24 protein-coding genes and 2 pseudogenes are annotated in these 26,015 nt (G+C 72.1%); 15 read left to right on the top strand and 11 right to left on the bottom strand.

All coding sequences use genetic code 11. The features are described from left to right. Positions 1 to 549 precede the first annotated feature (549 nt). Complete coding sequence (locus tag D1648_RS03160; RefSeq protein ID WP_122939349.1) at positions 550 to 1,956, bottom strand: NupC/NupG family nucleoside CNT transporter; 1,407 nt, start codon at positions 1,954 to 1,956, stop codon at positions 550 to 552. A 343-nt stretch (positions 1,957 to 2,299) separates the two neighbouring features. Between D1648_RS03160 and D1648_RS03155 the strand changes: the two genes are divergently transcribed. The 5 genes from D1648_RS03155 (at position 2,300) to D1648_RS03135 (ending at position 6,682) form a co-directional block, all read left to right on the top strand. Further along, complete coding sequence (locus D1648_RS03155) at positions 2,300 to 2,692, top strand: helix-turn-helix transcriptional regulator (RefSeq protein WP_122939348.1); 393 nt, start codon at positions 2,300 to 2,302, stop codon at positions 2,690 to 2,692. 120 nt (positions 2,693 to 2,812) lie between these two features. Then, positions 2,813 to 3,925, top strand: a complete 1,113-nt coding sequence (locus D1648_RS03150; RefSeq protein ID WP_164518563.1) for an iron ABC transporter permease — start codon at positions 2,813 to 2,815, stop codon at positions 3,923 to 3,925. Positions 3,926 to 3,999: 74 nt separating this feature from the next. After that, positions 4,000 to 5,058, top strand: a complete 1,059-nt coding sequence (locus D1648_RS03145) for an ABC transporter substrate-binding protein (protein WP_122939347.1) — start codon at positions 4,000 to 4,002, stop codon at positions 5,056 to 5,058. Further along, the gene (locus D1648_RS03140) at positions 5,055 to 5,942 is read left to right on the top strand and encodes an ABC transporter ATP-binding protein (RefSeq protein ID WP_122939346.1); all 888 of its coding nucleotides are present in this window, start codon (positions 5,055 to 5,057) and stop codon (positions 5,940 to 5,942) included. The genes D1648_RS03145 and D1648_RS03140 overlap by 4 nt, the downstream gene beginning before the upstream one ends. After that, the gene (locus tag D1648_RS03135) at positions 5,939 to 6,682 is read left to right on the top strand and encodes a class I SAM-dependent methyltransferase (RefSeq protein ID WP_122939345.1); all 744 of its coding nucleotides are present in this window, start codon (positions 5,939 to 5,941) and stop codon (positions 6,680 to 6,682) included. The genes D1648_RS03140 and D1648_RS03135 overlap by 4 nt, the downstream gene beginning before the upstream one ends. A 389-nt stretch (positions 6,683 to 7,071) precedes the next feature. Here D1648_RS03135 and D1648_RS03130 read toward each other — a convergent pair whose 3' ends face one another. From D1648_RS03130 to D1648_RS03105, 7 genes and pseudogenes are all read right to left on the bottom strand, one after another. Then, positions 7,072 to 7,560, bottom strand: a complete 489-nt coding sequence (locus D1648_RS03130) for a pyridoxamine 5'-phosphate oxidase family protein (protein ID WP_122939344.1) — start codon at positions 7,558 to 7,560, stop codon at positions 7,072 to 7,074. A gap of 106 nt (positions 7,561 to 7,666) precedes the next feature. Continuing rightward, positions 7,667 to 8,572, bottom strand: coding sequence for a helix-turn-helix domain-containing protein (locus D1648_RS03125; protein ID WP_122939343.1), 906 nt, complete (start codon positions 8,570 to 8,572; stop codon positions 7,667 to 7,669). Positions 8,573 to 8,812: 240 nt separating this feature from the next. Next, positions 8,813 to 10,507 (bottom strand): ABC transporter substrate-binding protein, encoded by a 1,695-nt coding sequence (locus tag D1648_RS03120; protein ID WP_122939342.1) that lies wholly within the window; start codon positions 10,505 to 10,507, stop codon positions 8,813 to 8,815. A gap of 37 nt (positions 10,508 to 10,544) precedes the next feature. Further along, a complete protein-coding gene (locus D1648_RS03115) occupies positions 10,545 to 12,218 on the bottom strand; it encodes an ABC transporter ATP-binding protein (RefSeq protein WP_122939341.1) in 1,674 nt (557 codons plus the stop codon). Between the two features lie 2 nt (positions 12,219 to 12,220). Further along, positions 12,221 to 12,697, bottom strand: a pseudogene (locus tag D1648_RS18475) (ABC transporter permease); the annotation flags it as partial. Positions 12,698 to 13,275: 578 nt separating this feature from the next. Then, entirely contained in the window at positions 13,276 to 13,455 is a 180-nt protein-coding gene (locus D1648_RS18355) for an ABC transporter permease subunit (protein ID WP_305037961.1), read from the bottom strand. 94 nt (positions 13,456 to 13,549) lie between these two features. After that, positions 13,550 to 14,092, bottom strand: a pseudogene (locus tag D1648_RS03105) (ABC transporter permease subunit); the annotation flags it as partial. Positions 14,093 to 14,739: 647 nt separating this feature from the next. On the opposite strand from D1648_RS03105, the gene D1648_RS03100 reads away from it, so the two are divergent. After that, the gene (locus D1648_RS03100; RefSeq protein WP_122939339.1) at positions 14,740 to 14,979 is read left to right on the top strand and encodes a hypothetical protein; all 240 of its coding nucleotides are present in this window, start codon (positions 14,740 to 14,742) and stop codon (positions 14,977 to 14,979) included. A gap of 212 nt (positions 14,980 to 15,191) precedes the next feature. After that, positions 15,192 to 16,007 carry a PrsW family intramembrane metalloprotease gene (locus D1648_RS03095; RefSeq protein ID WP_164518562.1) on the top strand — a complete coding sequence of 272 codons (816 nt, stop codon included), beginning with the start codon at positions 15,192 to 15,194 and terminating at the stop codon, positions 16,005 to 16,007. Positions 16,008 to 16,024: 17 nt separating this feature from the next. Here the strand turns inward: D1648_RS03095 and D1648_RS03090 are convergent, their stop codons facing one another. Further along, positions 16,025 to 17,152, bottom strand: coding sequence for a GTP-binding protein (locus D1648_RS03090; protein WP_241155333.1), 1,128 nt, complete (start codon positions 17,150 to 17,152; stop codon positions 16,025 to 16,027). 178 nt (positions 17,153 to 17,330) lie between these two features. Between D1648_RS03090 and rpmG the strand changes: the two genes are divergently transcribed. The 4 genes from rpmG to D1648_RS03070 are packed head-to-tail and all read left to right on the top strand — an operon-like array spanning position 17,331 to position 18,235. After that, entirely contained in the window at positions 17,331 to 17,498 is a 168-nt protein-coding gene (gene rpmG, locus D1648_RS03085) for a 50S ribosomal protein L33 (protein WP_122939337.1), read from the top strand. Further along, the gene (gene rpsN, locus D1648_RS03080) at positions 17,498 to 17,803 is read left to right on the top strand and encodes a 30S ribosomal protein S14 (RefSeq protein WP_122939336.1); all 306 of its coding nucleotides are present in this window, start codon (positions 17,498 to 17,500) and stop codon (positions 17,801 to 17,803) included. The genes rpmG and rpsN overlap by 1 nt, the downstream gene beginning before the upstream one ends. 58 nt (positions 17,804 to 17,861) lie before the next feature. Beyond that, positions 17,862 to 18,113 (top strand): type B 50S ribosomal protein L31, encoded by a 252-nt coding sequence (locus tag D1648_RS03075; protein ID WP_122939335.1) that lies wholly within the window; start codon positions 17,862 to 17,864, stop codon positions 18,111 to 18,113. After that, positions 18,110 to 18,235, top strand: coding sequence for a ribosomal protein bL36 (locus tag D1648_RS03070; protein WP_122939334.1), 126 nt, complete (start codon positions 18,110 to 18,112; stop codon positions 18,233 to 18,235). Before D1648_RS03075 ends, D1648_RS03070 begins: the two co-directional genes overlap by 4 nt. 4 nt (positions 18,236 to 18,239) lie before the next feature. On the opposite strand, the gene D1648_RS03065 is transcribed toward D1648_RS03070, so the two are convergent. Next, on the bottom strand, positions 18,240 to 19,283 hold the full coding sequence (locus D1648_RS03065) for a GDSL-type esterase/lipase family protein (RefSeq protein ID WP_164518561.1): 1,044 nt from the start codon (positions 19,281 to 19,283) through the stop codon (positions 18,240 to 18,242). A 130-nt stretch (positions 19,284 to 19,413) separates the two neighbouring features. Between D1648_RS03065 and D1648_RS03060 the strand changes: the two genes are divergently transcribed. Then, positions 19,414 to 20,937, top strand: coding sequence for an FAD-dependent monooxygenase (locus D1648_RS03060; protein WP_122939332.1), 1,524 nt, complete (start codon positions 19,414 to 19,416; stop codon positions 20,935 to 20,937). A 6-nt stretch (positions 20,938 to 20,943) separates the two neighbouring features. Here D1648_RS03060 and D1648_RS03055 read toward each other — a convergent pair whose 3' ends face one another. Further along, positions 20,944 to 22,116 carry a Gfo/Idh/MocA family protein gene (locus D1648_RS03055; protein ID WP_122939331.1) on the bottom strand — a complete coding sequence of 391 codons (1,173 nt, stop codon included), beginning with the start codon at positions 22,114 to 22,116 and terminating at the stop codon, positions 20,944 to 20,946. 208 nt (positions 22,117 to 22,324) lie between these two features. On the opposite strand from D1648_RS03055, the gene D1648_RS03050 reads away from it, so the two are divergent. Genes D1648_RS03050 through D1648_RS03040 form a run of 3 tightly spaced genes read left to right on the top strand, consistent with a single transcriptional unit; the run spans position 22,325 to position 25,968 of the window. Further along, positions 22,325 to 23,329: an ABC transporter permease gene (locus D1648_RS03050; RefSeq protein WP_370239751.1), complete on the top strand. Its 1,005-nt coding sequence runs from the start codon at positions 22,325 to 22,327 to the stop codon at positions 23,327 to 23,329. Further along, positions 23,326 to 24,306 (top strand): carbohydrate ABC transporter permease, encoded by a 981-nt coding sequence (locus D1648_RS03045; protein ID WP_122939329.1) that lies wholly within the window; start codon positions 23,326 to 23,328, stop codon positions 24,304 to 24,306. The genes D1648_RS03050 and D1648_RS03045 overlap by 4 nt, the downstream gene beginning before the upstream one ends. Positions 24,307 to 24,333: 27 nt before the next feature. Further along, entirely contained in the window at positions 24,334 to 25,968 is a 1,635-nt protein-coding gene (locus D1648_RS03040) for an extracellular solute-binding protein (RefSeq protein WP_122939328.1), read from the top strand. Positions 25,969 to 26,015 lie beyond the last annotated feature (47 nt).

Genomic DNA, 26,015 nt, shown 5'->3' with positions numbered 1-26,015 from the left:
TGCCATTCAAAATAATGGCATCGATAAACAGACACGCTATTGAGATATCAAGCAACACGCGCACTCAGCGTTCCGAACCTTTTCAAGCTCTTCGCCCTGAGGCAACCCGTCTAACTTAGGACTTCCGCTCCCCCGAGTCAAATCGCTGCGGTGTGATCCGCGCCGCGATCCTCTTCCGAGAACCTTCCGCCCCAGGTCAGGACCAGAACCGCTTCCTCGACCACCGGCCGATCCGCTGTCCCGATCTCCTGGGCACGAGGAAGAACATTACGCACCCCCGAACGCCCCGTCAAGCCAGAACGACCCTTTCCGAGGTGGCCTCGGCCACATCGCTGTGCAGGCCGTTCGGCACGAACTGTCGGCGTCTTGCTCAGCGGGCTGCTGGGCGCACCCTGCGCGACCCCGCAGCGGGCCATCACCTCTCCCGTCCTCGGCACGATGCAGGCCATCCGTCCGCTCCGGCCGACCGGTCTCGGCATGGGCCCGGCACCGGCTCGGCATGGGCCCGGCGCCGGCTCGGCATGGGCCCGGCACAGCCTCCCGGGGCGATCAGCCGAGCATGATCCCGGCGATCGTGGCGCTCATGAGGTTCGCGAGGGTTCCCGCGAGGATCGCCTTCAGGCCGAGCTGGGCGATCTCCGAGCGGCGGTCGGGGGCGATGCCGCCGAGGCCGCCCAGCAGGATTCCCAGCGACGAGAGGTTCGCGAAGCCGGTCAGGGCGAAGCTCGTGATCGCGGCCGTCTTGGGGCTGAAGGTGTCGATCTCCGGGCCGAAGCCGGCGAAGGCGACGAACTCGTTGACCACGATCTTCTGCCCCACGAAGCTGCCCGAGGCGGCGGCCTCCTCCCACGGCACCCCGATCATCGCCATGACCGGTGCGAACACCCAGCCCAGGATCTGCTGGAAGGTGAGGTCACCGGCCCCGAACCAGCCGCCGACGGTGCCTATCAGCAGGTTGATCAGCGCGATCAGGGAGATGAAGGCCAGCAGCATCGCGCCGACGTTCAGGGCGAGCTTCAGGCCGTCGGCCGCACCGCCGGCGGCGGCATCGATGACGTTGCTGTAGGACAGGGAGTCCGATTCGTCCTGTCCTCTGCGTCCTCTGCGCTTGCGGTCGGCCGGTGCGTCCCCGTCACCCTCCGGGACGTCGCCGGCGGCCCCATCGGTCGCGGCAGCGCCGTCGACCGCCGCGTCGGCGTCGGCCGAGGCGCTCGCGCCCGCCGGGTGGGTCGCGGCACCGCCCTTGGCGTGGCTGGACGCGACGACGAGCTCCGCCTCTCGGGCCACGGCCTCCGGATCGTCCTCGGGCATCAGGATCTTCGCCATGAGGAGCGCACCGGGAGCGGCCATGAAGCTCGCCGCGATGAGGTACTCGAGCGGCGCGCCCAGCAGCGAGTAGCCCACCAGCACGGAGCCCGCGACGGTGGAGAGCCCGCCGACCATCACCGCGAACAGTCCCGAGCGGGAGAGGCTGCTGATGTAGGGACGGATGACCAGCGGCGCCTCGGTCTGACCCACGAAGATGTTCGCGGCGGTGTTCACGGACTCGGCGTAGCTCGTGCCGAGCAGCTTCCCGAGCCCGCCGCCCAGCCACTGCACGATCTTCGGCAGGATCCGCCAGTGGTAGAGCACGGCGGTGAGCGAGGCGAAGAAGACGATCACCGGCAGCACCTGCAGCGCGAAGATCGTCCCCTCGCCCTCGGCCGGCAGCAGCCCGCCGAAGAGGAAGGAGATGCCCTCCGAGGAGGTGTCGATGACGGCCTGGAAGCCGGCGCTCACCTTCTCCAGCGCCCAGCGGCCGGGGCCCCAGTACAGGACGATCACCCCCAGCACGAGCTGGAGCGCGAAGGCGCCCACGACGGTGCGCACGCGGATCGCCCGGCGGTTGCTGGAGAGGGCGAAGGCGATGAGCAGGAGTCCTGCCATCCCTCCGATGCCCCACAGGAGGTCGACCATCGCAGCACCTCGCAGAGGATCGGGGACAGAGCGCGGTCGTCGACGACAGTGTAGGGGGCAGACCATGCGCGATGGGCGTCGGCGCGGCACCCGCCGGGGCCTCCCTCGAGCCGGCTGCGGGCGTGCCGGACAGGGCTCAGCAGGGCGCGAAGTGCTTCTGGGCGAGCTCGCGGGCGGCCGCGAGGATGCACCGTCGGCGATCGGGGATGCGGGGTCGCGGCACGGGCGTCCTCCCTGTAGTGACCGGACTTCGATCTCTGGTCACTACGACAGTACGTGCCGCGTCGGGAGCGACCCACCCCTTCCTCCGAGTCGTCGCGCCCGGGCCGGTACCGTGGCCGGCATGAGCCCCGCCCGCCCTGCGCACGTGCGATCCGCCGCGGAGGTCCCCGACGACGACCAGCTGGTCGAGCAGCTCCGCGACCTCCTCGCGGACGTGGACGACTTCCCCGAGCTCGCCGAGCGGATGGCGCTGCTCGCCGACGAGCGACGGCTGCGGATCCTCTTCTGCCTCCATGCCCATCCCGGCATCCGCAGCTCGGACCTCGCCCGGGCGATCGGCGCGCACGAGTCGACCACGTCCCATGCGCTCGCGCTCCTGCGAGAGGCGGGGTGGGTGCATGCCGTGCGCGTCGGCCGGGTGGTGCGCTACGAGCTCGCGAGCGGATTCGCCCACGACCTGCTGCACGAGCTGGGCTCCGAGCATCTCGACGAGGTGCACCACCCCGAAGGCTGACGCCGCGGCGGACAACCCGCGGCACCGCCCTGCCGACGACGGGCCCGATACTTGTAGAGTCGTGCAAATGTCCCCTCAGGTCCCGTCGCCTCGCCTCCGCGCCCTCCCGGGGCGCCGGCGATGAGCGCGCCGGTCCACGCCGCATCCGCCCACGCCGCCACGCTCTCCCCGAGGGGAGCGGACCCGCTCGGCGTGCGAGCTCGCGCACGCCGCTCCGCCCTGCTGCTCGGCCTGCTCGCCGTCGCGAGCGGCCTGAGCATCGTGCTGTGCGTCGGCATCGGGCCGGTGCCGATCCCCGCCTCCACGACGGTGCAGGTCATCGCCCAGCACGTCGGCCTGCCCATCGGCCGCGCGAGCACGCCGGCGATCGACTCGATCGTGTGGGACGTGCGGGTCCCGCGCGTGCTGATGGGTGCGGCCGTCGGCGCCTGCCTCGCGCTGTCCGGCGCGGCCCTGCAGGCGATGGTGCGCAACATGCTCGCCGACCCGTACATCCTCGGCGTCTCCGGCGGCGCCTCCACCGGCGCGGCCGCCGCGATCCTCTTCGGCGTCGGCGCTGCGCTCGGGGACTGCGCGCAGTCCGTGCTGGCCTTCCTCGGCGCGCTCGCGGCGGCGCTGCTGGTGTTCCTCATCGCGCGGGCCGGCGGCCGGGTCACCTCGCTGCGGCTGCTGCTCTCGGGCGTCGCCGTCGGCTATGCGCTCACGGCCCTGACGAACCTGCTGATCTTCTCCTCCGACTCGGCCGAGGGCTCGCGCTCGGTGATGTTCTGGATGCTCGGCTCGCTCTCCCTGGCCCGCTGGAACGCGTTCCTGTGGGTGGCGCTGGCCGCGGGCGTCGCGGGCACGCTCGTGCTGCTGGGCGGGGCCCGCGTGCTGGATGCGCTCAGCGCCGGGGACGAGATCGCGCACGGCCTCGGCATCCACCCTGATCGGGCGCGGGCGGGCTTCCTGCTGATCGTCTCGCTGTGCACCGCGGCCGCGGTCGCCGGTGCGGGCGCGATCGGCTTCGTGGGCCTGGTGATCCCGCACCTCGCGCGCCGCCTCGTCGGCGCCCGGCATCGGGTGCTCGTCCCGGCCTCGGCGATGCTCGGCGGCCTGTTCCTGCTGTGGGCCGATGCCGTCGCGCGGGTGGTGATGCAGCCGCGCGAGCTGCCGATCGGGGTGCTGACCGCCGCGATCGGCGCCCCTTTCCTGCTGATCCTGGTGCGCCGGCTCCATGCCCGGCAGCGCTGATCCGCTGCTCCGCGCCCGCTCCCCCGACGCTCCCGTCCGCGCCCCCGAATCCTCGTCCCCAGAAGGAGGACAGCATGCCCCCGTTCCCCTCGCAGCGCGCCGCCGTGCGCCGTCGCACGATGCTCGCCGGCCTCGCTGGGGTCGTCGGCCTCACCAGCGCATGCAGCGCAGGCCGAGGGACGGGCGGTGCCTCGGACGCCGGCGACGGTGGCGGCACGGGCGACGGTGCGGACGGCTTCCCGCTCGAGATCGCGAACTGCGAGGCGAGGCTGCGCTTCGACGCCCCGCCCGAGCGCGTCGTGCTGCTCGAGTCCGCGCCGGTGACCACGCTGGACGGCATCCGGGTGCTGGACCGGGTGGTCTCCCGCGCGGGCGCCTTCCCGCCCGGCTGCTACGACGAGGACCTCGCCGCACGGATCGAGGAGATCCCTGCGCTGTCCGAGGACATCGACGCCTCCGGCCACCTGCAGATCTCCCAGGAGCTGGTCATCGCCCAGCAGCCCGACATCGTCTTCGGACTGCCCGACGGGGTGACCCGCGAGGCGCTGGCCGACGCCGGCGCGCAGGTGGTCGTGCAGAACGTCTACTGCGCCTCCGACCACCACCGCTCGAGCTTCGAGACCCTCTACGAGCAGATCGCGACCTGCGGGCGGATCTTCGACCGCGGCGAGCAGGCGCAGACCCTCACCGCCTCGCTGAGGGAGCGGGTCGAGGCCGTGACCGGCGCGGCGGAGGAGCTCGGGACCGCGACCGCAGCGGTGCTCTACCCCTCCGTGGGCGGCGGGCCGCTGTACACCTACAGCGCGGCGAGCATGGTCACCGCGCAGCTGGACGCCCTGGGCATCGAGAACGTCCTTGCAGGCACGGCCGAGCGGGTCTTCGAGATCAGCGCCGAGCCGCTGCTGGCCGCGGATCCCGACGTGCTGATCGTGCTGCACCAGTCCACCGACGGCGCCGACGACGGCACCTCCGTGGTCGAGGAGATGATCAGCCAGGACCAGCTCGCGAGCCTGCGCGCCGTGCAGGAGCAGGCCGTGCTGCCGCTGCTGTTCAACTTCGCCGAGCCCGCCTCGCCGCTCGTGGTCGACGGTCTGGAGCGGATCCACCAGTGGCTGCGGGAGCTCGAGGGATGACCGGCGTCGACGCCGTCGCACCTGTGCCCGCAGCCGCGCCCGCGCTCGAGGCCCGCGGGCTCCGCCACGCCTTCGGCGGTCGCGAGGTGCTCGCCGGGGTGGGCCTCTCCGTGACCCGGGGCGAGGTGCTGGGGCTCGTCGGCCCGAACGGGAGCGGGAAGACGACCGCGCTGCGGATCCTGCACCGGGCGCTGGTGCCCGACGCCGGGCAGGTGCTGCTGGACGGCCGCGACCTCGCCGCGCTCACGGGACGCGAGCGGGCCCGGTCGATCGCGGTGATGGCGCAGGAGATGACCGGCGAGGTCCCGCTGAGCGTCGCCGACGTGGTGCTGCTGGGGAGGGTCCCGCACTCGGGCGCCTTCGGCGGGACCGGCGACGAGGACCTCGAGATCGCGGCCGAGGCACTCGAGGCGGCCGGTGCCCTGCACCTGGCACGGCGCGAGTTCGGGCTGCTCTCCGGCGGGGAGAAGCAGCGGGTGCTCATCGCGCGCGCCCTCGCCCAGCAGCCTCGCGTGCTGCTCATGGACGAGCCGACCAACCATCTCGACATCGGCTCCCAGCACCATGTGCTCGAGATCGTGCGGGCGCGGCGCCTCGCGACGGTGGTGGTGCTGCACGATCTGAACCTCGCCGCCCGCTACTGCGACCGGGTGCTCGTGCTCGAGGACGGGCGGATCCGGGCCGAGGGTCCGCCGGCCGACGCCCTCGAGCAGGGCCTCATCGGCGCCACCTACGCGGTCGCCGCCGAGCGCGCGATCGCCGCCGACGGCACCGTCCAGTTCCTCTTCCGCGGCCGGGACGCCCACGGCGCCCCCGACGCCCTCGAAGCCCTCGACGCCCCCGACGCCCCCGACGCCCCCGATCCCCAGGAGACGCCTCGATGACCCGCACCGCCGACGTGGACCAGCAGGCCTGGAACCGCTACTGGACCCGCTGGGCCGCCGAGTACGACGAGCACCAGCTCGCCCGCCTGGCCCTGCCCGGAGAGCGCGAGACCTGGTCGCGGACCTGGCGGGACGCGCTCCCCGAGGGCACTCGCACCGTGCTCGACGTCGGCACCGGCAGCGGGAACGTCGCCCTGCTGCTCGCGGCCGACGGCTACGAGGTCACCGGCATCGATCTCGCCGAGGGGATGCTCGAGCAGGCCCGGGCGAAGCTCGTCGGCCACCCCCGCCCGCCTCGCTTCCTGACCGGCGACGCGGTCGATCCGCCGTTCGCGCGGAGGAGCTTCGACGCGGTCGTCTCGCGCTACCTGCTGTGGACCCTGCGCGATGCCCCTGCCGCGCTGCGCCGCTGGCACGAGCTGCTGCGCCCGGGCGGGGTGCTCGTCGCGGTCGACGGGCAGTGGTTCGCACCGGAGGCGGACGCCTCCGCGACGGGACCGGGGCCCGCGACCGATCGGCAGCAGCACTTCGCCGAGGCCTACGACGAGGGAGCCGTGTCCCATCTCGACTTCGCGCGCGCCGATGTCGAGGGGATCTGCGCCGCCTGGGAGGAGGCGGGCTTCGTCGACGTGCGCGCGGACCCGCTGCCCGAGCTGCTCGCGCTCGACCGCGCCCACGGCGTCGCTCCAGGGCACTCACCGCAGCTGCTGCACCGCTTCACCGCGCGCCGCGCGGGCTGACCGCCGCCCCACGACGCCCCAGCACTGCTCGGCCGGCCCAGCCCAGCCTGCCCGGCCCGGCCCGGCCCCAGCTCAGCCCCGCTCAGCCCTGCTCATCCCCGCCCCCAGCTCAGCCCGGCTCAGCAGGATGTTCGGTGACCGAAAGGTATCCAGTGTCAGCTGTCGGAATCGAGCTGTATTCCGACACCCCACACTGGATACCCGCCAGTCACCGAAGGGCGGCGCGCCCCGTGGCCGTTCGTGCCTGAGCCCGGCTCGCAGCGTCGACGCCGAGTCGGACGCACACCGTCGGGCGCGGCCGAAGTGCACACCGTCGAAGTGCACACCGTCGAGCATGCCGAGCGCCATGGACGGGGCGGGCCGCAACCTTGCGGCCCGCCCCGTCGTGCTCACAGCTCGGTGGTCGCGGTGCCCCCGGGCGGCCGCTCTCCCGTGGCCTTCGCCCGCACGATCCGGGCGAGGCGCACCGCAGCGCCTCCGGGCGTGCCCCAGTACTGCGCGGAGTCGCTGCTGACCTGCAGCAGGCCGAGGTCCGGATCGTCCTTGCCGGCGGGGAACCAGGCCTCGGCCTGGTCGGTCCAGAGCTGCTCGACCTTCGCGCGATCCTCGACGAAGCGGGCGCGTCCGGCGACCGACAGCCAGGTGCCGGCCTCCGCGATGGAGAGGTTCACGTGCGGATCGCCGCGCAGCGCGTCAGCCTGGTCGCCGTGCAGGCCGACGAAGAACCAGACCTCCGCGTCCTCGTCGACGCCCTGGGGCGTCATCGGGTGGGAGAGCAGGGTGCCGTCCGGAAGCGCGGTGGTGAGCATGACCCAGCTCGCCGCGCGGAGCCGCTCCACGACGTCCTGCTGGGTGAGGTCGCTCGAGCTCGTCGTCATCGTTCCTCCGTCGTCCGTCGTCGTCCGTCGTCCTCTGGAGCTTCGACGCTATGCCCCGGACGCCGCCGCGCACAGGGTTCCGACCGATCGGCTCGGAGCCTCGAGCTCAGGGCCGCTCGGCCTCGTGCTCCACCTCGCGCTCGGCGCGCTCCGAGGCCGCCCAGCTGGCGAGCATCCGCAGCCGCTCCTGGCTCCTCGAGCCGGGCTCGGCGGTGTAGACGAGCATGACCCGGCCAGGCTCGGCGGTCAGCGCCATCTCCTCGTAGGCGAGCTCCACCTCCCCCACCACGGGGTGGACGAAGCGCTTGGTGCCCGAGCCGTGGGTCCGCACGTCATGGGCGCCCCACAGCCGGCGGAAGGTGGGCGAGCAGGTGGACAGCTCACCCACGAGCTCCTGCATCACCGGGTCGTGAGGGTCGCGCCCGGCCTCGGCGCGCATGATCCCCACGCACATCTCGGCGAACAGCTCCCAGTCCGGGTAGAAGTCGCGCGAGGCGGGATCCAGGAACTGGAAGCGGGCGAGGTTCGGGACCCGCCCGCCCGCGCCCTCCTCGCCGAGCAGCGGCGAGTAGAAGGCGCGGCCCAGCTCGTTGACCGCGACCATGTTCTGATGCTGGTCGCGCACGAAGGCGATCGCCCCGGTCAACGCCTCCATCGCCCAGCGGGTGCTCTCGCGCACCGGCTCGACGCCGCGGGTGCGGGGCCGGCGGGCGCGGCCCGAGGTCGGGATCCCGTCGGCCGCGCGCGCGAGGTCGAGCAGGTGGCGGCGCTCCGTCTCGTCCATCCGCAGGGCGGTGGCCAGGGCGTCGAGCACGGCGGCCGAGGCACCGGCGATCGCACCGCGCTCGAGCTTGGCGTAATACTCGACGCTGACCCCGGCGAGCTCCGCGACCTCGCTGCGGCGCAGCCCGGGCACACGACGGGTCCCGGAGGCGGGAAGCCCCGCCTCCTGCGGGGTGACCTTCGCACGGCGCGACATGAGGAACTCGCGGACCTCGGCTCTGTTGTCCATGGCGTCACGATAGGCCGGGACCGACCGCGCGGCACGGCCCGTGAGGTGCCCTGTCGGTACGCCCCACGCCAGGGACTCCCCCGTCCTCACCAGGCGGGGCGGGCCGGGGCCTGCGGATCGTCGACCCCACCGGCGCCGTCATCCGACTCGCCGCCACCTGCATCTGTGGCTCTACCGCGGAGCGAGCGACGAGCTGCGCACTGTCGAGGTGGGCGACGGCTCCTGATCACTCCCGCGCGCTCACACCTCCTCCTTCCAGATGTCGTGGAGGACCAGCTCGGAGAGGGTGCTGCTGCGCAGGCCGTGCACCGTCGGCGCCGCGGCGAAGAAGCCGGACTCTGAGTTGATGTTGTCGAACAGGGGGATCCGGATCGCATCGCGCACGATGATCTCCTGCGCCTCGGCGAGCAGCTGCGCCCGCACCTCCTCGTCGGGCTCGGTGATCTGCGCGGTGACGAGGTCGCTGAGGCCGCCGGACTCCGTGAACTCGTCGAGGGGACGCCCGAAGTCGACGCCCTCGATGAGGCTCGCGGACTCGAAGTTGTCGTTGGTGTACTGCGAGTACAGGGCGAGCTCCCCGGCGGCGCGCGTGGCGTTGTTCAGGTGCAGCTGGCTCTTCCCGTCGCGCCAGCTCCCGCCGGCGCCGCCGATGTCCTCGCGCACGGTGATCTCGATGCCGGCCTCGGCGACCTGCTCCTTGAGCAGCTGCAGCGCATCTGAGACCTCCTGCGGCTCCCACCACAGGATCAGCTCGAAGGTGAGGCGCTGCCCGTCCTTCACGCGGATCCCGTCGTCCCCGGCGGTCCAGCCGGCCTCGTCGAGGAGGGTGTTCGCCTCGTCGAGGTCGTGGACCAGGTGCTGGGAGACGTCCGCATATCCGGTGGTGCTCGGGGTGAGCACGCTGGTGGAGGCGGGCTGGCGCGCCCCGGTGACGCCCTCGAAGATCGCCTGGCGGTCGATCGCCCGGCTCAGCGCCCGCCGTACGGCGATGTCCTGCAGCGCCGGATCCGTCAGGTTCAGCACCAGGCTGTAGGGGATCCCGGACTGCGCGCGGAAGATCAGCCCGTTGCCCTCGGCCTCGAGCTGGTCGGCGACCTGCGTGGTGGGGTTCTGGGCGAGGTCCGCCTCGCCGGCCTGCAGGGCGCTCTCGCGCACGCTCTGCTCGTCCACGAAGGAGATCGAGACCCTCTCGATGCTCGGGGCGCCCTCGTGGGTGGCCGCCCCGGAGGGCCAGGCGTAGTCCTCGCGTCGCGTCAGGACGATCCCCTCGTTGGGGGTGTAGGACTCGAGCACGAAGGACCCCGAGCCGATGAACTCGCCATTGTCGCGCTGCTCGTAGCTCAGGTCGAAGGAGGACGGGGCCAGGATCGCGAGCTGGCCGGTGGCGAGGGTGGGGAGGAAGGAGGGGTTGGGCCGGGAGAAGGTCACCACGACCTCGAGCTCGCCGGTCGCCTCGGTGCCGACGTAGTCGTCGAACAGTCCCTGGTAGTACCAGCCCTCGCCGTCCTCGACCTGCTGGGCGGACTGGTCCAGGTTGGTCTTGACCGCGGCGGCGTCCAGCGCCGTCCCGTCGGAGAACGTGATCCCTTCGCGCAGCGTGAAGGTGTACGTCAGCCCGGCCTCGTCGACCTCCCATCCGCTCGCGAGCCAGGGCAGGATCTCGCCGGTGTCCGGGTCCGCGTCCACGAGCGAGTCGGCGAGCGCCCGGCCCACGATGCCGTGGTTCTGCCGAGGATCCAGCACCGTGATGTTGGCGTGGTAGATCGTCAGCTCGCCGCCGTCGACGCGATCGGCCTCGGAGATCTCGACGCCCGGCGCGGCGGTGCCGCTGGAGCAGGCTGCCAGGCCGAGCGCGCCGAGCACGCTGGCGCCGAGTCCGCCGACTTGACGGCGGGTGAGGGGACGGGCGGAGAGGGCAGGGAGGGAGGTGTTCATGATCAGCTCTTCCGGTATCGGGTAGAGGGGCACGGGGTCAGCCGCCGGCTGCGGCGGGCAGGGGTGACGGGACGGGCAGAGGCGGTGGAACGGCGTCGACGAGGCGTCGGGTGCTCTCCTCGCGAGGGTTCTCCAGCAGCGCGCCCGGGGCTCCCTCCTCGACCAGGACGCCGTGGTGGAGCACGCCGACGGTGTCGGCGATCTGGCTGATCACGGCGAGGTCGTGGGAGATGAACAGATAGGTCGTGCCGAGCTCCCGCTGGAGCTGCACGAGCAGCTCGATCACCTGCGCCTGCACGGAGACGTCGAGGGCCGAGACCGGCTCGTCCAGGACGAGCAGCTCGGGACGGGCGACGATCCCGCGGGCGATCGCGACCCGCTGGCGCTGACCGCCGGACAGCTCCGTGGGGCGTCGCTCGAGGTGCCCTGCGGGCAGGGCGACCGCGTCGAGGGCCTCGCGGACCCGCCGCTGCGACTCCTCGCTCCTCGCGGGGATCCCGAGCCCCTCGAGAGGCTCGGCGAGGATCCGCCGGACGTCCTGGCGCGGGTCGAGCGAGCCGTAGGGGTTCTGGAAGACGTACTGGACGGCGCGGGCGGCCGCGCGGCGCTCGGCGCGTGTCCCGCCGACGAGCGAGCGCTCCCCGATCAGCACCTGCCCGGAGCCGGACCGGTCGATGCCCGCGAGCACGCGGGCGATCGTGGACTTCCCCGATCCCGAGCGGCCCACCAGCCCGTAGGTCCGCCCGCGCCCGATGGTGAAGCCGACGTCCCGGGCGGCGTGCACCTCGAGGCGGCCCCGTCCCCGATCGCGCAGGCGATAGGTCCTGGTCAGTCCCTCGACCCGCACGTGGGGCGGTGCCTCGTCGCGCGCCTCCCGCCGTCGCAGGCGGCCGGGCCGCGGCACGGCGTCCAGCAGGCGCCGGGTGTAGGCGGCGCGCGGATCGAGGACGACACGGGAGGTGGACCCCTGTTCGAGGATCCTGCCGCCGCCGAGCACCAGGACCCGGTCACTGCGGTGCGCGGCGACGGCGAGATCGTGCGTGACCAGCACGATCGCCACCTGCGAGGTGTCCACGATCTCGTCGAGGAGGTCCAGCACGCGCTTCTGCACCTCGACGTCCAGGCCGCTGGTCGGCTCGTCGGCGACGATCACGCGGGGGCTGCCGATCAGCGCGATCGCGATGAGCACGCGCTGGCGCTGACCGCCGGAGAGCTGGTGCGGATGCGCGTCGTGCACCCGCTGCGCGTCCTCGATCCCCACCTGCTCCAGCAGCTCGATAGCCCGCTTCTCGCGGTCGACCCTCTCGACCTGCGGCTCGGCGTACCGGATGCCCTCGGCGATCTGCCGGCCGATGCGCATCACGGGATTCAGTGCGATGTTCGGATCCTGCGGGATGTAGGCGATCCTGCCCCGGCGCAGCCGGTTCCAGGCGTTCTCGTCGATCCCCTCGGCGCCCTCCTGGGTGACCACCCCGTCGACGACGACCCGGCGCGCGTGGACCCGGGCGTTCGGCGGCAGGACCCCGAGCAGCGTCTGGACGAGGGTGGACTTGCCCGATCCGGACTCGCCGATGATCGCGAGCCGTTCGGCGGGGTGCAGCGTGAAGCCGACGTCCTGCACGGCGTGCACGGGCTCCGCTCCGAGACGGCCCGGGGCGGGCAGGTAGTCGACGCGGAGCGCGTCGACCTCGAGGACGGGGGTGCCGTTCATGGTCACAGTGCCCTTTCGACGAACTTGCTGACCCGGTTGGCCGAGAGCACCACCAGCGCGATGAGCACGCCGGGGATGAGCGCGAGCCACGGCGCCGTGGAGAGGTAGGTGCGGCCGTCGGCCACGATCACGCCCCACTCGGGCTCCGGCGGCTGCACCCCGAAGCCCAGGAAGCTGAGCGAGGAGATCAGCAGCACGGCCTCGCCGAACTGCAGCGGGATCAGCGCGATGATCGGACCCAGCGCATGAGGCAGCACGTGCCGGGACAGGGTCCTGTACCAGGGCAGGCCGTTCACCGTCGCGGCGGTGACGAAGTCCGCCTCCCGCACCCGGAGCACCTCCGCGCGCAGGATCCTCGTGAAGCCGGCGATGGAGCCGACCCCCACCGCGATCGCGATCTCGACCGTGCCGAAGCCCAGCGCGGTGACGATCAGCAGGGAGATCAGCATGCCGGGCACCGCGAGGAACACGTCGACGAAGCGGGAGACCGTCTCGTCCAGGACGCCGCGGAAGTAGCCGGCGAGCACGCCGAGCACGGAGCTCGCGGAGAAGCCGATGAGCACGGCGACGAGCGAGGCGATCAGGGTGTTGGCCGTCCCGTGCACGAAGCGGGAGAACTGGTCCCGGCCGAGTCCGTCGGTGCCGAAGAGGTGCTGCGCGCTGGGGGCGGCGAACTTGTCGGTCACGTCGGTGGCGTAGGGATCCTGGCCCGCGAACAGGCCGGGCAGGAACGCCGCGAGGATCACGGCTCCCAGCAGGAGCACGGCGAGGAGGAGGGTGGGCTGGCGCAGCTCGCGCGAGAGCTGTCCTCCCTGCCGCGAGGCGCGGTGCCGCCGACGGAAGAGGGCGCGGAGGACGGACCGGTCGGGCGACCCCGCGCCGTCCTCGGCCACCGGAGGGCGGGCACCGGGACGGTAGGCGCACTCGTCGAGATAGGCGCCGTCGACGGGGTGGGAGGCCCAGGCGGCGCCGGTCTGCTCGACGGTGCGCGCGGCTCCTCCCGGGAGCGGATGCGGGCCGTGCGCTCGCGGCGCGGCAACGGTCCCCTCGGTCATGGTCACACCCTCCTGATGCGCGGGTCGAGCAGCGGATAGACGAGATCCACCAGGAAGCTCGTGAGGACGAACAGCACCGCGGAGAGCACCACGACGCCCTGCACCAGCGGGATGTCCTGGCTGAGCACACCGTTCTGGAGCACCCTCCCCAGGCCCTGGCGGGAGAAGACGGTCTCGGTGATGACGGCACCGGCGAGGATGCCCCCCCACCTGCATGCCGAGAATGGTCACGGCCGGGATCACCGCGTTGCGCAGCGCGTGGGCGATCAGGATCCGGCGGCGGGTCACGCCTCGGGCACGCAGGTAGGAGGACTGCGGGGAGTCGAGGTACTCGTGGATCGACTTGGTCGCCACCTGGGCGATCGCCGCGCTCGCGGGGACTCCGGAGGTCAGGGCGGGCAGCACCAGGCTCTGCCATCCGCTCGTGCCGACGGCCGGCAGCAGGTGGAGCGAGAAGGCGAAGATCTGCACCAGCAGCAGCCCGGTGAGGAAGACCGGGAAGGACAGGAACGCGGAGGGCAGGGAGAACAGGATGTTCCGCAGCCAGGCGGCCCGGGTCGCATTGGCGAGGAGTGCCAGCCCGAAGCCGACCACGATGCTCACCGCGACGGCGGCCACCCCGAGCTGGATCGTGTAGGGCACGGCGCCGAGGACCACGTCGAGCACCGGCCGTCCGTACTCGATCGAGTCGCCGAAGTCGCCGAGCAGCGCCCGGCCCAGCAGCGTCAGGTACTGCAGCAGCGGGGGCCGGTCGAGGCCGTACTTCTCCTCCAGCGCCGCGCGGGTCTGCCCGGAGGAGTTCCCGGATCCCACCAGCATGAGCGAGACCGGATCGCTCGGCAGCAGGTAGAGCAGCAGCCAAGTCACGGTGTACGCGGCCCACACCACGATCGCTCCGTGGAGCAGCCTTCTGGACGCGTACCGCATCCGCCCTCCTCCCGGGCGGCCCCATACCGCCACCCAATTCATGCTTATGCCCGACATAAGTTACCCTTCGGCGGCAAGAGTAGACGGAGGCGGGCGCACCAGGAAACCGGCCACCACAGAACGTCATAGATGCAGGCCGACGCAGCCGCACGCCGTTCACGGGTCTCGACGTTGACGAGCACCTCCTCGAGCCGAGGTGACGAAGGTCGGGAATAAACCGGTGGACGGGACGGTTGGACCCCGGGTAGCGTGCAGTGCACCGGACGACGGCCCCAGCCGACGTCGGATGTGCGACCTCCCGGTCCGACTCCGCCACGACGGCGGCGTCACGGACCTCGCACAGTGCGCAGCGCGAGCAGCCCGCCCCAGCCGGCGCCGCGAGCACCCCGCCCGCCGCAGCGGCATCGACAGCCCTGACGGCGCGGGACCCTCTGCACCGCTCCGCCCTGTGGAGCCGGAGCTCTGCGCGCACCCTCCCGGCACCCCGCCGGGCACACGACATCACGTCGGCCGCGTGCCGACGACGAAGGAGAATCACCATGACCGACCACCGACACCGCACCCAGCGACCTCAGCCCCATCTCGTCGTCTTCCGCGACCAGAGCGCCGGGCTGCGCTATCTCTCCCGCTCCACCCGCACCTCGGAGCACTCGACCACCTGGGAGGACGGGAACATCTACCCCGTCATCGAGGTGGACCTGTCCTCCGCCGCGCACCTCGCCCGCGCCGAGCGCGAGGGCGAGCGGACCGGCCGCACCCTGGTCGGCGCGGGCGCCTGAGCGCACCCGCCGACGACTCGGCGAGGAGCGGACCACCGATCGACGGGCCCGTCCCGGGGCATCACCCCGGGCCGGGCCCGTCGGCGCATCCTGTGACGGGGAAGACGGGGACACCGCCGCCGCACGGGCGCATACTGACCTCGACGCCGCCGCGATGACGACGCCTCACCTCGGGCGAGCGAGAGCGAGCCCGCCGGATGAAGGAGCGGGCGATGACCGCACAGCACCCCTATCCCTGGCACCTGCGACTGTCCTGGCTGCTGGTGCTGCTCTGCGGACTGCTGGCCTACATCGCGACCTTCGTGATCATGGTGCTCACCGGGAACCCGATCATGCTGCCCACAGTGCTGCTGGTGGGCGCGGCGACGATCCCGGTGACGGTGCTGCTGCTCGCCCAGAGCACCCGCAGCGGGCCCTTGGTCCCCTCGCGGATCGTGCTGGTCACGGCGGCGGCGAGCGGACTGTTCGCGATCTGCGCGGCCGGGCTCGAGGAGCGGATCGCCGGGGCCCTGCTGGGCCGGGCCTCGATCCTACTGGTCGGCGTGATCGAGGAGAGCACGAAGCTGGTGGTGCCGCTGATCGTGCTCGCGCTCGCGCATCGCCTCACGCGCGGCGGCGGTCTGGTGATCGGCATCGCCTCCGGCACGGGCTTCGCGGTGCTGGAGACGATGGGCTACGGCTTCGGTGCGCTGCTGTCCAGGGGCGGGGGGCTCGGGGCGCTGGACGCGACGCTCGTGCTGCGCGGCGTCCTGGTCCCCGCCGGGCACGTGGCCTGGACCGGGACGGTGTGCGCGGCGCTGTGGTTCCTGCTGGAGACCTCGCACAAGGCGCTCGGGACGCTGGCCGTGGCGGGCTCGCTGCTCGGCGCGGTCGTGCTGCACACGGCCTGGGACGCGAGCGGGAGCCTCGCCCTGCACGTCGTGATCGCGCTGGTGAGCGTCGGGGCGCTGCTGACCCTGGTGATCACCTCCCACCGCTCCTTCGTGCGGCGGGGCCTGACCGACCCGGCCCTGCCCGCCACCGCCTGATCCGCCGCGCCATCCGCTCAGACCCGGGCGTCGCGGGCGCCGAGCCAGGGGGCGAGCGGATCCTCGGCGCCGAGCCAGGGCGCGAGCCCCTCGGCCCATTCGGCCTCGGTGAGCAGGCTGCGGCCGAAGGCGTCCCGCACCCGCGGCATGTCGGCGCGATCCTGGCCGGTCACGACCAGGTGCGTGGTGGGCAGCTCGCGGCCCGCCCGCCACACGGCGCCGATCGAGACCTGCCCGCCCGCGCCGTCCCACTGGCAGATCGTGTCGGGACGGTCCGGGACCCAGAAGCGCCCGCGACCCCGCAGCCGTCCCCCGCCGAGCGCCTCGATGTTCCCCAGCAGCCGCTCGGGATGGAAGGGACGCTGCGAGTGCAGGTCGAGGGTCCAGGTGCCGTGTTCGGTCGGCCCGCCGTAGGGCTCGACGCAGCGCGCGTCGCGGCGGCGCAGCGCGGCGCTCTGGTCGTGTCGGCCGCCGAGCACCTCGCGGGCGGTGAGGGTGAAGGGGTCGCGGGCCACGCGCTGCTCGGGGGCGCGCAGATGCTCGACGAGCTCGGCCCCGGCGCCGTCCGGCTCGCCGGCGAGCACGAGCAGGTCGGAGTACTCCAGCTGCGCGGCGAGCGCCTCGCCGACGGAGCGGGCGTCCCCGTCGGCCCAGCGCAGGCCGCGCTCGGCGAGGGTGTCATCGCCCAGGAGGTCCTCCGCGGCGCAGTCCGCCGGGGCCGCGGCGACGGCGGAGGCGAGTTGCCAGCCGGACTCGTGACTGCGCAGGGTCCCCACCACGACGGAGGGGTCGGCGCTCAGCGGCGGGGCGAGCAGCAGGCCGCACGTCTCGGGACAGCCGGCGAGGCGGGCGAGGGTCGGCACGGCATCCTCGCGCATGGCGCAGGAGACGCAGGGATGGGCGAGGTCGACCAGCTCGTCCTCGAGGACGCCGCCTGCGGAGACGACGATCCGGCGCAGGGCGGAGGAATCCTCCGCGACCTCGTAGCGCAGGGCGAGCAGTCCCTCCTCATCCAGCAGGAGGCTCGCCACCAGGGCATCGCGCAGCACCTCGTCGAGCGCCGTGACGACGGCGACAGGGCGGGAATCCCCGGCCCCGCGGAGGTGTTCATGGGGCGTAGGCATCGGGGAGCGGTTCTCGGGCATGGGTCCTGCTCTTCCAGCTTGACGATAATCATTCTCATTACTAGTATCGCTGCCCATATCCCAGCGCTGTCAAGCCACCGGAGCGGTCCCCCGCTGCGCACCATCGACCGCCGCGGCATCGACGCGGTCGTCGCCGAGATCCGCGCCCGCGGCGAGTAGATCTGAGAGGAAACAGCCCATGGCCAGGAAGAACGACGTACGAGGCATCGTGAAGATGCGCTCCTCCGCCGGCACCGGATTCACCTACATGACCACCAAGAGCCGTCGGAACACCCCCGACCGGCTCGTGACGCGGAAGTTCGATCCGCGCGTGCGCGAGGTCGTCGAGTTCCGCGAGGAGCGCTGATGGCGAAGACCTCGAAGATCGCCGCCGACCGCCGACGCCGCGAGACCGTGGCCCGGTACGCCGAGCAGCGCGCCGCACTCAAGCGCGCGCTCGAGGCCCCTCGCGCGACGACCGAAGAGAAGGTGCTCGCGCGACGGGCGCTGCAGCGACTGCCGCGCGATGCGAGCCCGACGAGGCTGCGCAACCGCGATGCGATCGACGGCCGGCCCCGCGGATTCCTGCGCGCCGTCGGGCTCTCCCGGGTGCGCTTCCGCGCCGCGGCCCATCGCGGCGAGCTGCCCGGCATCACGAGGTCCAGCTGGTGAGCCGCTGCTCGCCGGCACCACGACCGCACACATCCCGATCCGTCCAGGAGGACATCCCATGAAGCAGTCCATCCATCCCGACTACCGGCCCGTCGTCTTCCGCGACGCGAGCGCCGACTTCTCCTTCCTCACCCGTTCGACCGCCACCTCGGAGCGCACTCTCACCTGGACGGACGGGCAGGAGTATCCCGTGATCGACGTGGAGGTCTCCTCCGCCTCGCATCCCTTCTACACCGGGCAGTCCAAGGTGCTGGACACCGCGGGCCGTGTGGAGCGCTTCCGCCGCCGGTACGGGCAGAGCGCACGATGAAGGTCCGCAGCTCCCTGCGCTCCCTCGCCGCCCGCCCCGGCGCCCAGGTGGTGCGCCGCCGCGAGCGGCTCCACGTGATCAACAAGCGCGAGCCGCGGTTCACGGGGCGGCAGAAGGGGTGAGGCCTCACGCCGCGCCGGGGGAAGTGTCCGACGCATCGGCGAGCGCCCGCGCCAGCCTCGGTGCGAGGCGCTCGGCCATCACCCGGTAGCCCTCGGGGGTGGGGTGGAGGAGGTCGCCGAGCAGGTGCATCTCCTGCGCGGCGATGATCTCGGAGCCGTCGATCAGGGTGATCAGCGGGTCCTCGCGGCGCAACAGCTCCGCGCCGTGGTGGAGGAGCTCCCGGAGGCGGCGCTGGGTGAGCCCGGCGGCGTTGGGGACGTCCTCGCGGTGCGGGCCCGAGGTGATGGTGCTCATGAGCACGATCGGCGCCGGGGTCAGGCGCCGCACGTGGTCGACGAAGCCGATCATCGCCGGGAGCAGGCTGCGCTCGGTGAAGGTGGCCGCGCCGTAGATGTTCGCGCCGAGGCAGAGGGTGACCAGATCCGGCCGTGAGCGGCCGACGGTCTCGGCCAGCGGCGGGTCCAGGTGGCACTGCCCGGACATGCCCAGCGCCGTGAGCTCGTAGTCGTTCTGTGCCGCGACCAGCGCGGGCCAGGTGCCCAGGGGGCTGTCGGCCTCGTTGCACTGGGTGATGGAGCTGCCGTGCACGGTCCAGCGCGGGCCGCGCGGCGGGGCCGGGACGAGCACGCTCGCCTCGTGCAGCAGCGCCTGGTGCAGCACGGTCGGGGCGGTGTGCGGGAGCCACAGCTCCACCCGGGCACGGCTGCCCGGCAGGTCCAGGTCCAGCTCCGTGCGACTGGCCGCCTCCACGCTCGCGACGTGCTTCCCGTCGACGACGAGATCCACCCGCCGGGCGGCGTCCTTGTGGGAGTCCTCGGTGGTCAGCGCGAGCTCGAGGCGGGACGCATCGGTCTCGACCGCCAGGCGCACCCCGTTGGGGATCCGGGCGAGCTCCTCGACCGCCGGGGAGACGATCCGCTCGAGCTGCGCGGGCTCGACACGCCAGGGCTGCACACCGCCTGCGACGCCCGTCCAGGTCGCGGCTCCCGCCCAGGCCTCGGGCAGGTCGGCGGGCAGGGCGCGGCGGGTGGTGGGGGCGGACATCATGCGGGCTCCTTCGACGGCACGGGCTCCGGGCGGAGCGCGTGTGCACCGTACACGTCGGCGCGGGCCGGGACAGGGCGGTCGGACGGGTCTACCGTGGTGAGGACCGCTCCCGCATCGAGACGAGGCCACCATGGACGCCGCAGTGCTCACCACCGATCTGCTGGTCGTCGGCGCCGGGCCGACGGGGCTCATGGCCGGGCTCGTCGCGCACCGCCGCGGGCTCTCGGTCCTGGTCGTGGACGGGAAGTCCGGGCCCACGCGGGAGTCCCGGGCGATCGTGGTCCAGGCCCGTTCCATGGAGATCCTCGACCAGCTGGGCCTCGCCGCGCCGGTGCTCGCCGCGGCGCAGCTGGCGGGGCGGATCCGGGTCCGCGAGGACGGGCCCGCTGTCGGGGCGGACTTCGCGTCGGCCCAGCGCGGCGACACCCCGTTCCCGGGGGCGCGGATCTTCGAGCAGAGCCGCACCGAGCGGCTGCTCGCCGACGCCCTCGCCGCCGACGGCGCGCCGGTCCGTTACGGATGCGCTCTCGTGGACTTCGCCGCGGACCCGTCGGCCGACGAGGGGGTCGAGGCGCACCTCGAGGACCCGGACGGCCCGGTGACGGTGCGGGCGCGGTGGCTGATCGGGGCCGACGGGGCGAGCTCGCCCGTGCGCCACCTGCTGGGCCTGCCCTTCGCGGGCGTCACGGACGAGGCGACGTTCTGCGTCGCGGACCTGCACGGGGTGGCGGGGCTCGAGCCGGAGGCGCTCACCGCGCGCTTCGGCCGACGTCGCTTCGCGATCCTCTTCCCGCTGGGCCCGGACGGCCACGGGCGGCTGATCTGGCTGCACGGCGGCGCCGAGCCGGACCAGGAGGAGGCGCTCGCAGGGGCGCGCGAGGATCTCGGGATCCGCTACGAGCGCGTGGACTGGTTCTCCGCCTACCGGGTCCATCACCGCGTGGCCGCCCGCTTCCGCCAGGGGCCGGTGCTGCTGGCAGGCGATGCCGCGCACGTCCACTCCCCCGTGGGCGGGCAGGGCATGAACACGGGACTGCAGGACGCCCACCACCTCGCGAACCTGCTCGCCGACATCGCCGCCGGACTGCGGGAGCCTGCGCAGATCGACCGCTACGAGGCCGAGCGGCGGCCGGTCGCGCTGACGCTGGTGCGGATCGTGGACCGCGCCTTCGGGGTCATCGCCCGGCCCGGCCCGGGCACCGCCCTCGCCCGGCGCCGCGCCCGTGACCTGCTGGGCGTGGTCCTCCCGCGCCTGCTCGCCTCCCCCGCCGGCCGGCGCCTCGGCGGCTGGCTGGGCCAGTACCGCATCCACTACCACCCAGTGCCGGACGGAGCACCGCTGCCGCGGTGGGCACGGGATCGCGCCGTCGGCCGACGCCTCCCGCCCACCGCGCACAACCGGGAGGCGCTGCGGGAGCTGCGCTGGCAGCTGCACACCTACGGGGCCGACGTGCCTGCCGCGCGGCCGAGCGTGCCGGAGGCGGTGGCGGGGCCGTTCGCCTTCCCCGCGGAGCCGCAGCAGGAGCTGCGCGGGGACCGGCTGTACCTGGTGCGGCCGGACGGGTACGTCGCGGCGGCCTGGCCGCTGCATGCCGGGGCGGCCGCGAGCGCCGACGTCGCCGAGGCGCTCGCCGCCTGCGGGATGAGGGTCTGAACAGGGTCAGGCCTGGCCGGCGTCGAAGTACTCCCGGACCTCGTCGGGGACGGCGGGGACCTCGAGCGGCACGCCGCCGGAGCGGATCGACTCCGCGCCGCGCACCCCGGTGGCGACGGCCTCGCGCGCGGCGACGACGGAGACGTCGGTGCGGCCGCCCTCGCGGGCGAAGCGCAGGAACTCGGCGACGAGGCTGGGGTCCGCGCCGCCGTGGCCGCCCTCGGCCCGGGCGATGACCTCGACGGCGCTGGGGCGCCCGGGGCCGGAGCGGCGGGAGGTCCAGATGTGGATCTGGTCGCCGGAGCCGTCGCCCATGTTCTCGATCCGCCCGGCGTCCCCGATGACGGTGTAGTTCCGCCAGTAGTCGGGGGTGAAGTGGCACTGCTGGTAAGAGGCGAGCACCCCGTTGTCCAGCGTCATCTGCAGCATCGAGATGTCCTCGACGTCGACGACGGGATTGAGCTCCTTCTGCGCGGTGGGCGGCCAGATGTCCGCGTCGAACCAGTCCCACATGCCGCGGTCGGAGTTGTCGCGACGGTCGGTGATGTCGCCGTAGACGGCCAGGTCCCCGATCCCGGAGACGCGGCGGGTGTAGCCGCCGGCGAGCCAGTGGATCACGTCGATGTCGTGGGCGCCCTTCTGCAGCAGCAGGCTCATCGCCTTCTCCCGCTCGGCGTGCCAGTCCTTGAAGTAGAAGTCGCCGCCGGTGCCCACGAAGTGGCGGCACCAGATCGCGCGGACCCGGCCGATCCGGCCCGAGTCCACGATCGCCTTCATCTGCCGCACCATCGGCATGTGGCGCATGTTGTGGCCGATGTAGAGCCGCGCCCGCTTCTCCTTCGCGAGCGCGAGCATCGCGTCGGCGTCCTCGACGGAGATCGCCATCGGCTTCTCGCAGAAGGTCGGAATCCCGGCGTCGAGGGTCTGCAGCGCGATCCCTGCGTGAGCGAAGTCGGGCGCGAGGATCATGACCGCGTCGACCTCGTGCCCGGCCAGGAGCTCGTCGACCGACCCCACGGTCGCGACGTCCGCCCCGAAGCGTTCGCGGGCCAGGTCGCGACCGCGCTGCGAGGGGTCGGCGACGACGGTGACGCGAGAGCCCTCTCCCGGGTGGTGGGCGTGGGAGGCGAGGGAGGAGCGGGCGCCGAAGCCGATGACGCCGATCTTGAGGTCAGCCATGGAGAGAACAACTTTCACTGAGAGGCACAGCGGGCACCGTCACATCATCCTCTGACGGTCGACCGTCGGACGAGGTCCGGGCGACACCGTGTCGAATCGATTTACAAGCGTCGTGAAAGCATTTACCCTCGACCGCACCCTGTCAAGGCGCCGAGGCCTCCAGGGCGTGAGCGGCCCCGCCCGGGGCATGACCGAGAGGACCAATCTCGTGACCACGTCGACAGCGCAGTCCCCCGCGCCGCCCTCGCAGGCGGTGAAGCCCAGCCGCACCTCGACTCCCGCGCCCCGGAGATCACGGGCCACCTTCCGCAGCCGCCTGCGCAAGGACTGGCAGATGCTCGTGCTGATGATCCCCGGCGCACTCTGCCTGCTGCTGTTCTTCTACGTCCCCATCCTCGGCAACGTCATCGCCTTCCAGGAGTACTACCCCTTCATCACCATCCCGGAGGCGGAGTGGGTCGGGCTCTGGAACTTCATCGACCTCTTCGGCGACGAGCAGTTCCTGATCGCCCTGCGGAACACCCTCGTGCTCGCAGCCGTGCAGCTGGCGCTGTTCTTCCCGGTCCCGATCGTCCTCGCACTGATCGTCGACTCGATGATGACCCCGAGATTCCGCAAGGTCTTCCAGTCGATCGTGTACCTGCCCCACTTCCTGTCCTGGGTGCTCGTGATCGCGCTCTTCCAGCAGATGCTGGGCGGCGCCGGCTTCATCAACCAGTTCCTCGCCTCCCACGGCATGGACACGATCCCCTTCATGACCAACCCGAGCACCTTCCCGCTGCTGGTGACGCTGCAGGTGATCTGGAAGGACGCCGGCTGGGGCATGATCATCTTCCTCGCCGCCCTCGCCTCGATCCCGGCCTCGCTGTACGAATCGGCGGCGTCCGACGGCGCGGGCCGCCTGCAGCGCATCTGGCACATCACCCTGCCGGGCATGCGGCCGGTCATCGTGCTGCTGCTGATCCTGCAGCTGGGCTCGATCCTCACCGTCGGCTTCGAGCAGTTCATCCTGCAGCGCGATGCCGTCGGCCCCGATGCCGCCGAAGTGCTGGATACGTACAGCTACTACGCGGGCGTGATCGACGGCAGCTGGTCGATGGGCGCCGCCGCGGGCCTGGCCAAGGGAGTCGTGGGGACGATCCTCATCCTCGCCTCCAACAAGATCGCCCACCTGCTGGGCGAGGACGGCATCTACCGAGGGAGCAGCCGATGAGCACGACCACCGCATCTCGCCCTGACACCGCCGTGCGGCCCGGGCGGCTCGACGAGCGCGCGATCCACCGGCGCCTCTGGACCCTGATCGGCGGGCGCTCGGAGCGGCCCGTCTGGATGGAGGAACCCTCCCCCGCCCTGTCGGTGCTCAAGACGCTCGTGATCCTCGCGATCTCGATCTCGATCCTGGTGCCGATGCTCGTGGTGGTCTCCACCTCGCTCGCCTCGGACGCCGAGATCCGAGAGGCCGGCGGCTACGTGCTCTTCCCGACCGAGCCGTCATTCGAGGCGTATCGCACGATCTTCGCCAGCCCCCTGATCTTCCGCTCGCTCGGCGTGAGCGTGCTGGTGACCGCCGTGGGCACGCTCATCGCGCTGTTCGTGACCATCACGATGGCGTACGCCCTCAGCCGTCCCGTCCTGCTCGGCAAGCCGATGCTGCTCGCGATCGTGCTGACGATGTTCTTCTCCCCGGGCCTCATCCCGCTGTACCTCATGATCAAAGAGCTGAACATGCTGGACAGCCTCTGGTCCCTGATCCTGCCCACGGCGTTCGCGGCCTTCAACTTCATCGTGATGCGCTCGTTCTTCATGGCCCTTCCCCAGGAGCTGCTGGAGGCGGCCCGCATCGACGGCGCGAGCGACTTCCGGATCCTCTGGCAGATCGTGATCCCGCTGTCGAAGGCGGTGATCGCCGTGATCGGGCTGTTCTACGCGGTGGCGTACTGGAACGCGTTCTTCAACGCGATGCTCTACGTCAACGACCAGGAGCTGTGGCCCATCCAGCTGATCCTGCGCAGCTACGTCATCCAGGGCACCTCGATGACCGCGGACCAGCTGGGCGTGCAGCAGACCGCCGCGCCGCAGTCGATCAAGATGGCCGTCGTCGTGGTCGCGCTGGTGCCGATCCTGCTGGTCTACCCCTTCCTCCAGAAGTACTTCTCCAAGGGCGTCATCACCGGCGCCGTCAAGGGCTGAGCGATCGTGCTCGACAGAAAGGCAGCCATGCGCCGCGAACCCCGACGCCGCCACGTCCTCGCCGCCGCCGGAGCCCTCGCGCTCGGAGCCGGAGCCTCGTCGTGCGGTCCCCGCCCCGAGCCGGAGATCCCCGACGTCCCGGACGTCACTCTCCCGACCTACCAGCCGCTGGAAGGACTCGCCCCCGACCTGCCAGGCAACGCCGACGGTCTCCACGACGTGTACCTGACAGTGCCCGAGCGCCTCATCACGACGACGTCGAGCAGGCCCATCACCTCCGGCACGATCACGGGCCTGACGCAGACCTTCCAGACCCCGCCTCCTCCGATGGACCGCAACCCCTTCTGGCAGCGGCTGAACTCGGCGCTCGGCGGGACGTTCGACCTCAACGTGGTCGTGGACGACTACCCCTCGAAGTTCGCCACCACCCTCGCCTCGGGCAATCTCCCCGATCTCATGTGGGTGCCGCCGAACCAGGGCATCCCCAACATCGGGCCGATGCTCGAGGCCGCCTTCACCGACCTCACCGAGCATCTCGCCGGCGACGCGGTGCTCGAGTACCCGAACCTCGCCGCGCTGCGCGAGGACTCCTGGCGCACCGCCGTGGTCAACGGGCGGATCTGGGGCGCGCCGATCCCCTCGACCCCCTTCGGCCAGGTCTACGTCGGCAACCCTGACGTGTGGGAGGAGGTGGACGGCTTCGCGGCGGACAGCGCCGCCCAGTTCCTGGAGAAGTGCCAGGAGCTGTCGATACCCGGCAAGCGCTGGGCGCTCGAGCCGTTCCTGCCCAATGCCTTCCACATGATCGGCGAGTGGTTCGGGGTCCCCAACGGCTACCGGGTCGAGGAGGATCGCAGCCTCACCGCCGCCCAGCAGACGGAGGAGTACCTGGAGGCGCTCGAGTTCGCCCGTGAGCTGTTCGCGGCCGGCGCGTTCTACCCGGACCTGAACCTGGCCGAGGCGCCGCAGCTGCTGGCCAACGGGACTCTGGCCGCGATGGTGTCCGTCGGCCCGCGCGGCGCCGCGGAGACCCGTCTGAACAATCCGGATCTGCGGGCCGACGTCCTCATCCCCTTCCCGGCGGTCGACGGCCGCATCCCCACCTACGACATGGGATACGGCACGGTGGGCTTCACCCCCTTCCGCAAGACCGACGACGAGGCCCGGATCCGCGAGCTGCTCAGCGTCGTCGACTACCTCTCCGCCCCCTTCGGCACCACCGAGTACATGCAGACCAACTGGGGTGAGGAGGGGAAGGAGTACACCGTCGAGGACGGCAACTACGTGTTGACGGACGAGGGGTCGCAGAATGTCCCCGGCCTGCAGAGCGCCTTGCAGATCATGGCCGCGGGCGAGGGCGTCATCTACAACCCGATCCCCGACGACTCCCGCTACATCTACGAGATCGAGCAGGAGCTGCTGCCGCTCGCGCAGAAGAGCCCGATCAAGGGTCTGTACTCGCCCACGAACTCCCGCCTGGGCACGAAGATCAAGACCCGCCTGGACGAGGTCCGCGACGAGGTGATCCAGGGCCGCGCCACGATGGACGCCTTCACGGCCGCGCTGCGGGAGTGGGAGGAGAAGGGCGGCAAGCAGATCCTCGAGGAGTTCGCGGAGCTGCTGCCCGACGACGTGCCCGTCACCCCCTCGAACCGGAGCTGACGGTGCGCGGCGCCCGGGCTCCCGGGCACGCGCTCACCGCCGGCGCC

Source organism: Brachybacterium sp. EE-P12 (assembly GCF_003711805.1).
Classification (GTDB): Bacteria; Actinomycetota; Actinomycetes; order Actinomycetales; family Dermabacteraceae; genus Brachybacterium.
The sequence above is the reverse complement of the archived record's forward strand: the minus strand, read 5'-3'. Positions and strand labels throughout refer to the sequence as shown.

Excerpts from the sequence above, each read along its gene's own strand:
- D1648_RS03160 (WP_122939349.1), bottom strand. The coding sequence starts at position 1,956 with ATGGTCGACCTCCTGTGGGGCATCGGAGGGATGGCAGGACTCCTGCTC.
- D1648_RS03155 (WP_122939348.1), top strand. The coding sequence starts at position 2,300 with ATGAGCCCCGCCCGCCCTGCGCACGTGCGATCCGCCGCGGAGGTCCCC.
- D1648_RS03150 (WP_164518563.1), top strand. The coding sequence starts at position 2,813 with ATGAGCGCGCCGGTCCACGCCGCATCCGCCCACGCCGCCACGCTCTCC.
- D1648_RS03145 (WP_122939347.1), top strand. The coding sequence starts at position 4,000 with ATGCCCCCGTTCCCCTCGCAGCGCGCCGCCGTGCGCCGTCGCACGATG.
- D1648_RS03140 (WP_122939346.1), top strand. The coding sequence starts at position 5,055 with ATGACCGGCGTCGACGCCGTCGCACCTGTGCCCGCAGCCGCGCCCGCG.
- D1648_RS03135 (WP_122939345.1), top strand. The coding sequence starts at position 5,939 with ATGACCCGCACCGCCGACGTGGACCAGCAGGCCTGGAACCGCTACTGG.
- D1648_RS03130 (WP_122939344.1), bottom strand. The coding sequence starts at position 7,560 with ATGACGACGAGCTCGAGCGACCTCACCCAGCAGGACGTCGTGGAGCGG.
- D1648_RS03125 (WP_122939343.1), bottom strand. The coding sequence starts at position 8,572 with ATGGACAACAGAGCCGAGGTCCGCGAGTTCCTCATGTCGCGCCGTGCG.
- D1648_RS03120 (WP_122939342.1), bottom strand. The coding sequence starts at position 10,507 with ATGAACACCTCCCTCCCTGCCCTCTCCGCCCGTCCCCTCACCCGCCGT.
- D1648_RS03115 (WP_122939341.1), bottom strand. The coding sequence starts at position 12,218 with ATGAACGGCACCCCCGTCCTCGAGGTCGACGCGCTCCGCGTCGACTAC.
- D1648_RS03100 (WP_122939339.1), top strand. The coding sequence starts at position 14,740 with ATGACCGACCACCGACACCGCACCCAGCGACCTCAGCCCCATCTCGTC.
- D1648_RS03095 (WP_164518562.1), top strand. The coding sequence starts at position 15,192 with ATGACCGCACAGCACCCCTATCCCTGGCACCTGCGACTGTCCTGGCTG.
- D1648_RS03090 (WP_241155333.1), bottom strand. The coding sequence starts at position 17,152 with ATGCCCGAGAACCGCTCCCCGATGCCTACGCCCCATGAACACCTCCGC.
- rpmG (WP_122939337.1), top strand. The coding sequence starts at position 17,331 with ATGGCCAGGAAGAACGACGTACGAGGCATCGTGAAGATGCGCTCCTCC.
- rpsN (WP_122939336.1), top strand. The coding sequence starts at position 17,498 with ATGGCGAAGACCTCGAAGATCGCCGCCGACCGCCGACGCCGCGAGACC.
- D1648_RS03075 (WP_122939335.1), top strand. The coding sequence starts at position 17,862 with ATGAAGCAGTCCATCCATCCCGACTACCGGCCCGTCGTCTTCCGCGAC.
- D1648_RS03070 (WP_122939334.1), top strand. The coding sequence starts at position 18,110 with ATGAAGGTCCGCAGCTCCCTGCGCTCCCTCGCCGCCCGCCCCGGCGCC.
- D1648_RS03065 (WP_164518561.1), bottom strand. The coding sequence starts at position 19,283 with ATGATGTCCGCCCCCACCACCCGCCGCGCCCTGCCCGCCGACCTGCCC.
- D1648_RS03060 (WP_122939332.1), top strand. The coding sequence starts at position 19,414 with ATGGACGCCGCAGTGCTCACCACCGATCTGCTGGTCGTCGGCGCCGGG.
- D1648_RS03055 (WP_122939331.1), bottom strand. The coding sequence starts at position 22,116 with ATGGCTGACCTCAAGATCGGCGTCATCGGCTTCGGCGCCCGCTCCTCC.
- D1648_RS03045 (WP_122939329.1), top strand. The coding sequence starts at position 23,326 with ATGAGCACGACCACCGCATCTCGCCCTGACACCGCCGTGCGGCCCGGG.
- D1648_RS03040 (WP_122939328.1), top strand. The coding sequence starts at position 24,334 with ATGCGCCGCGAACCCCGACGCCGCCACGTCCTCGCCGCCGCCGGAGCC.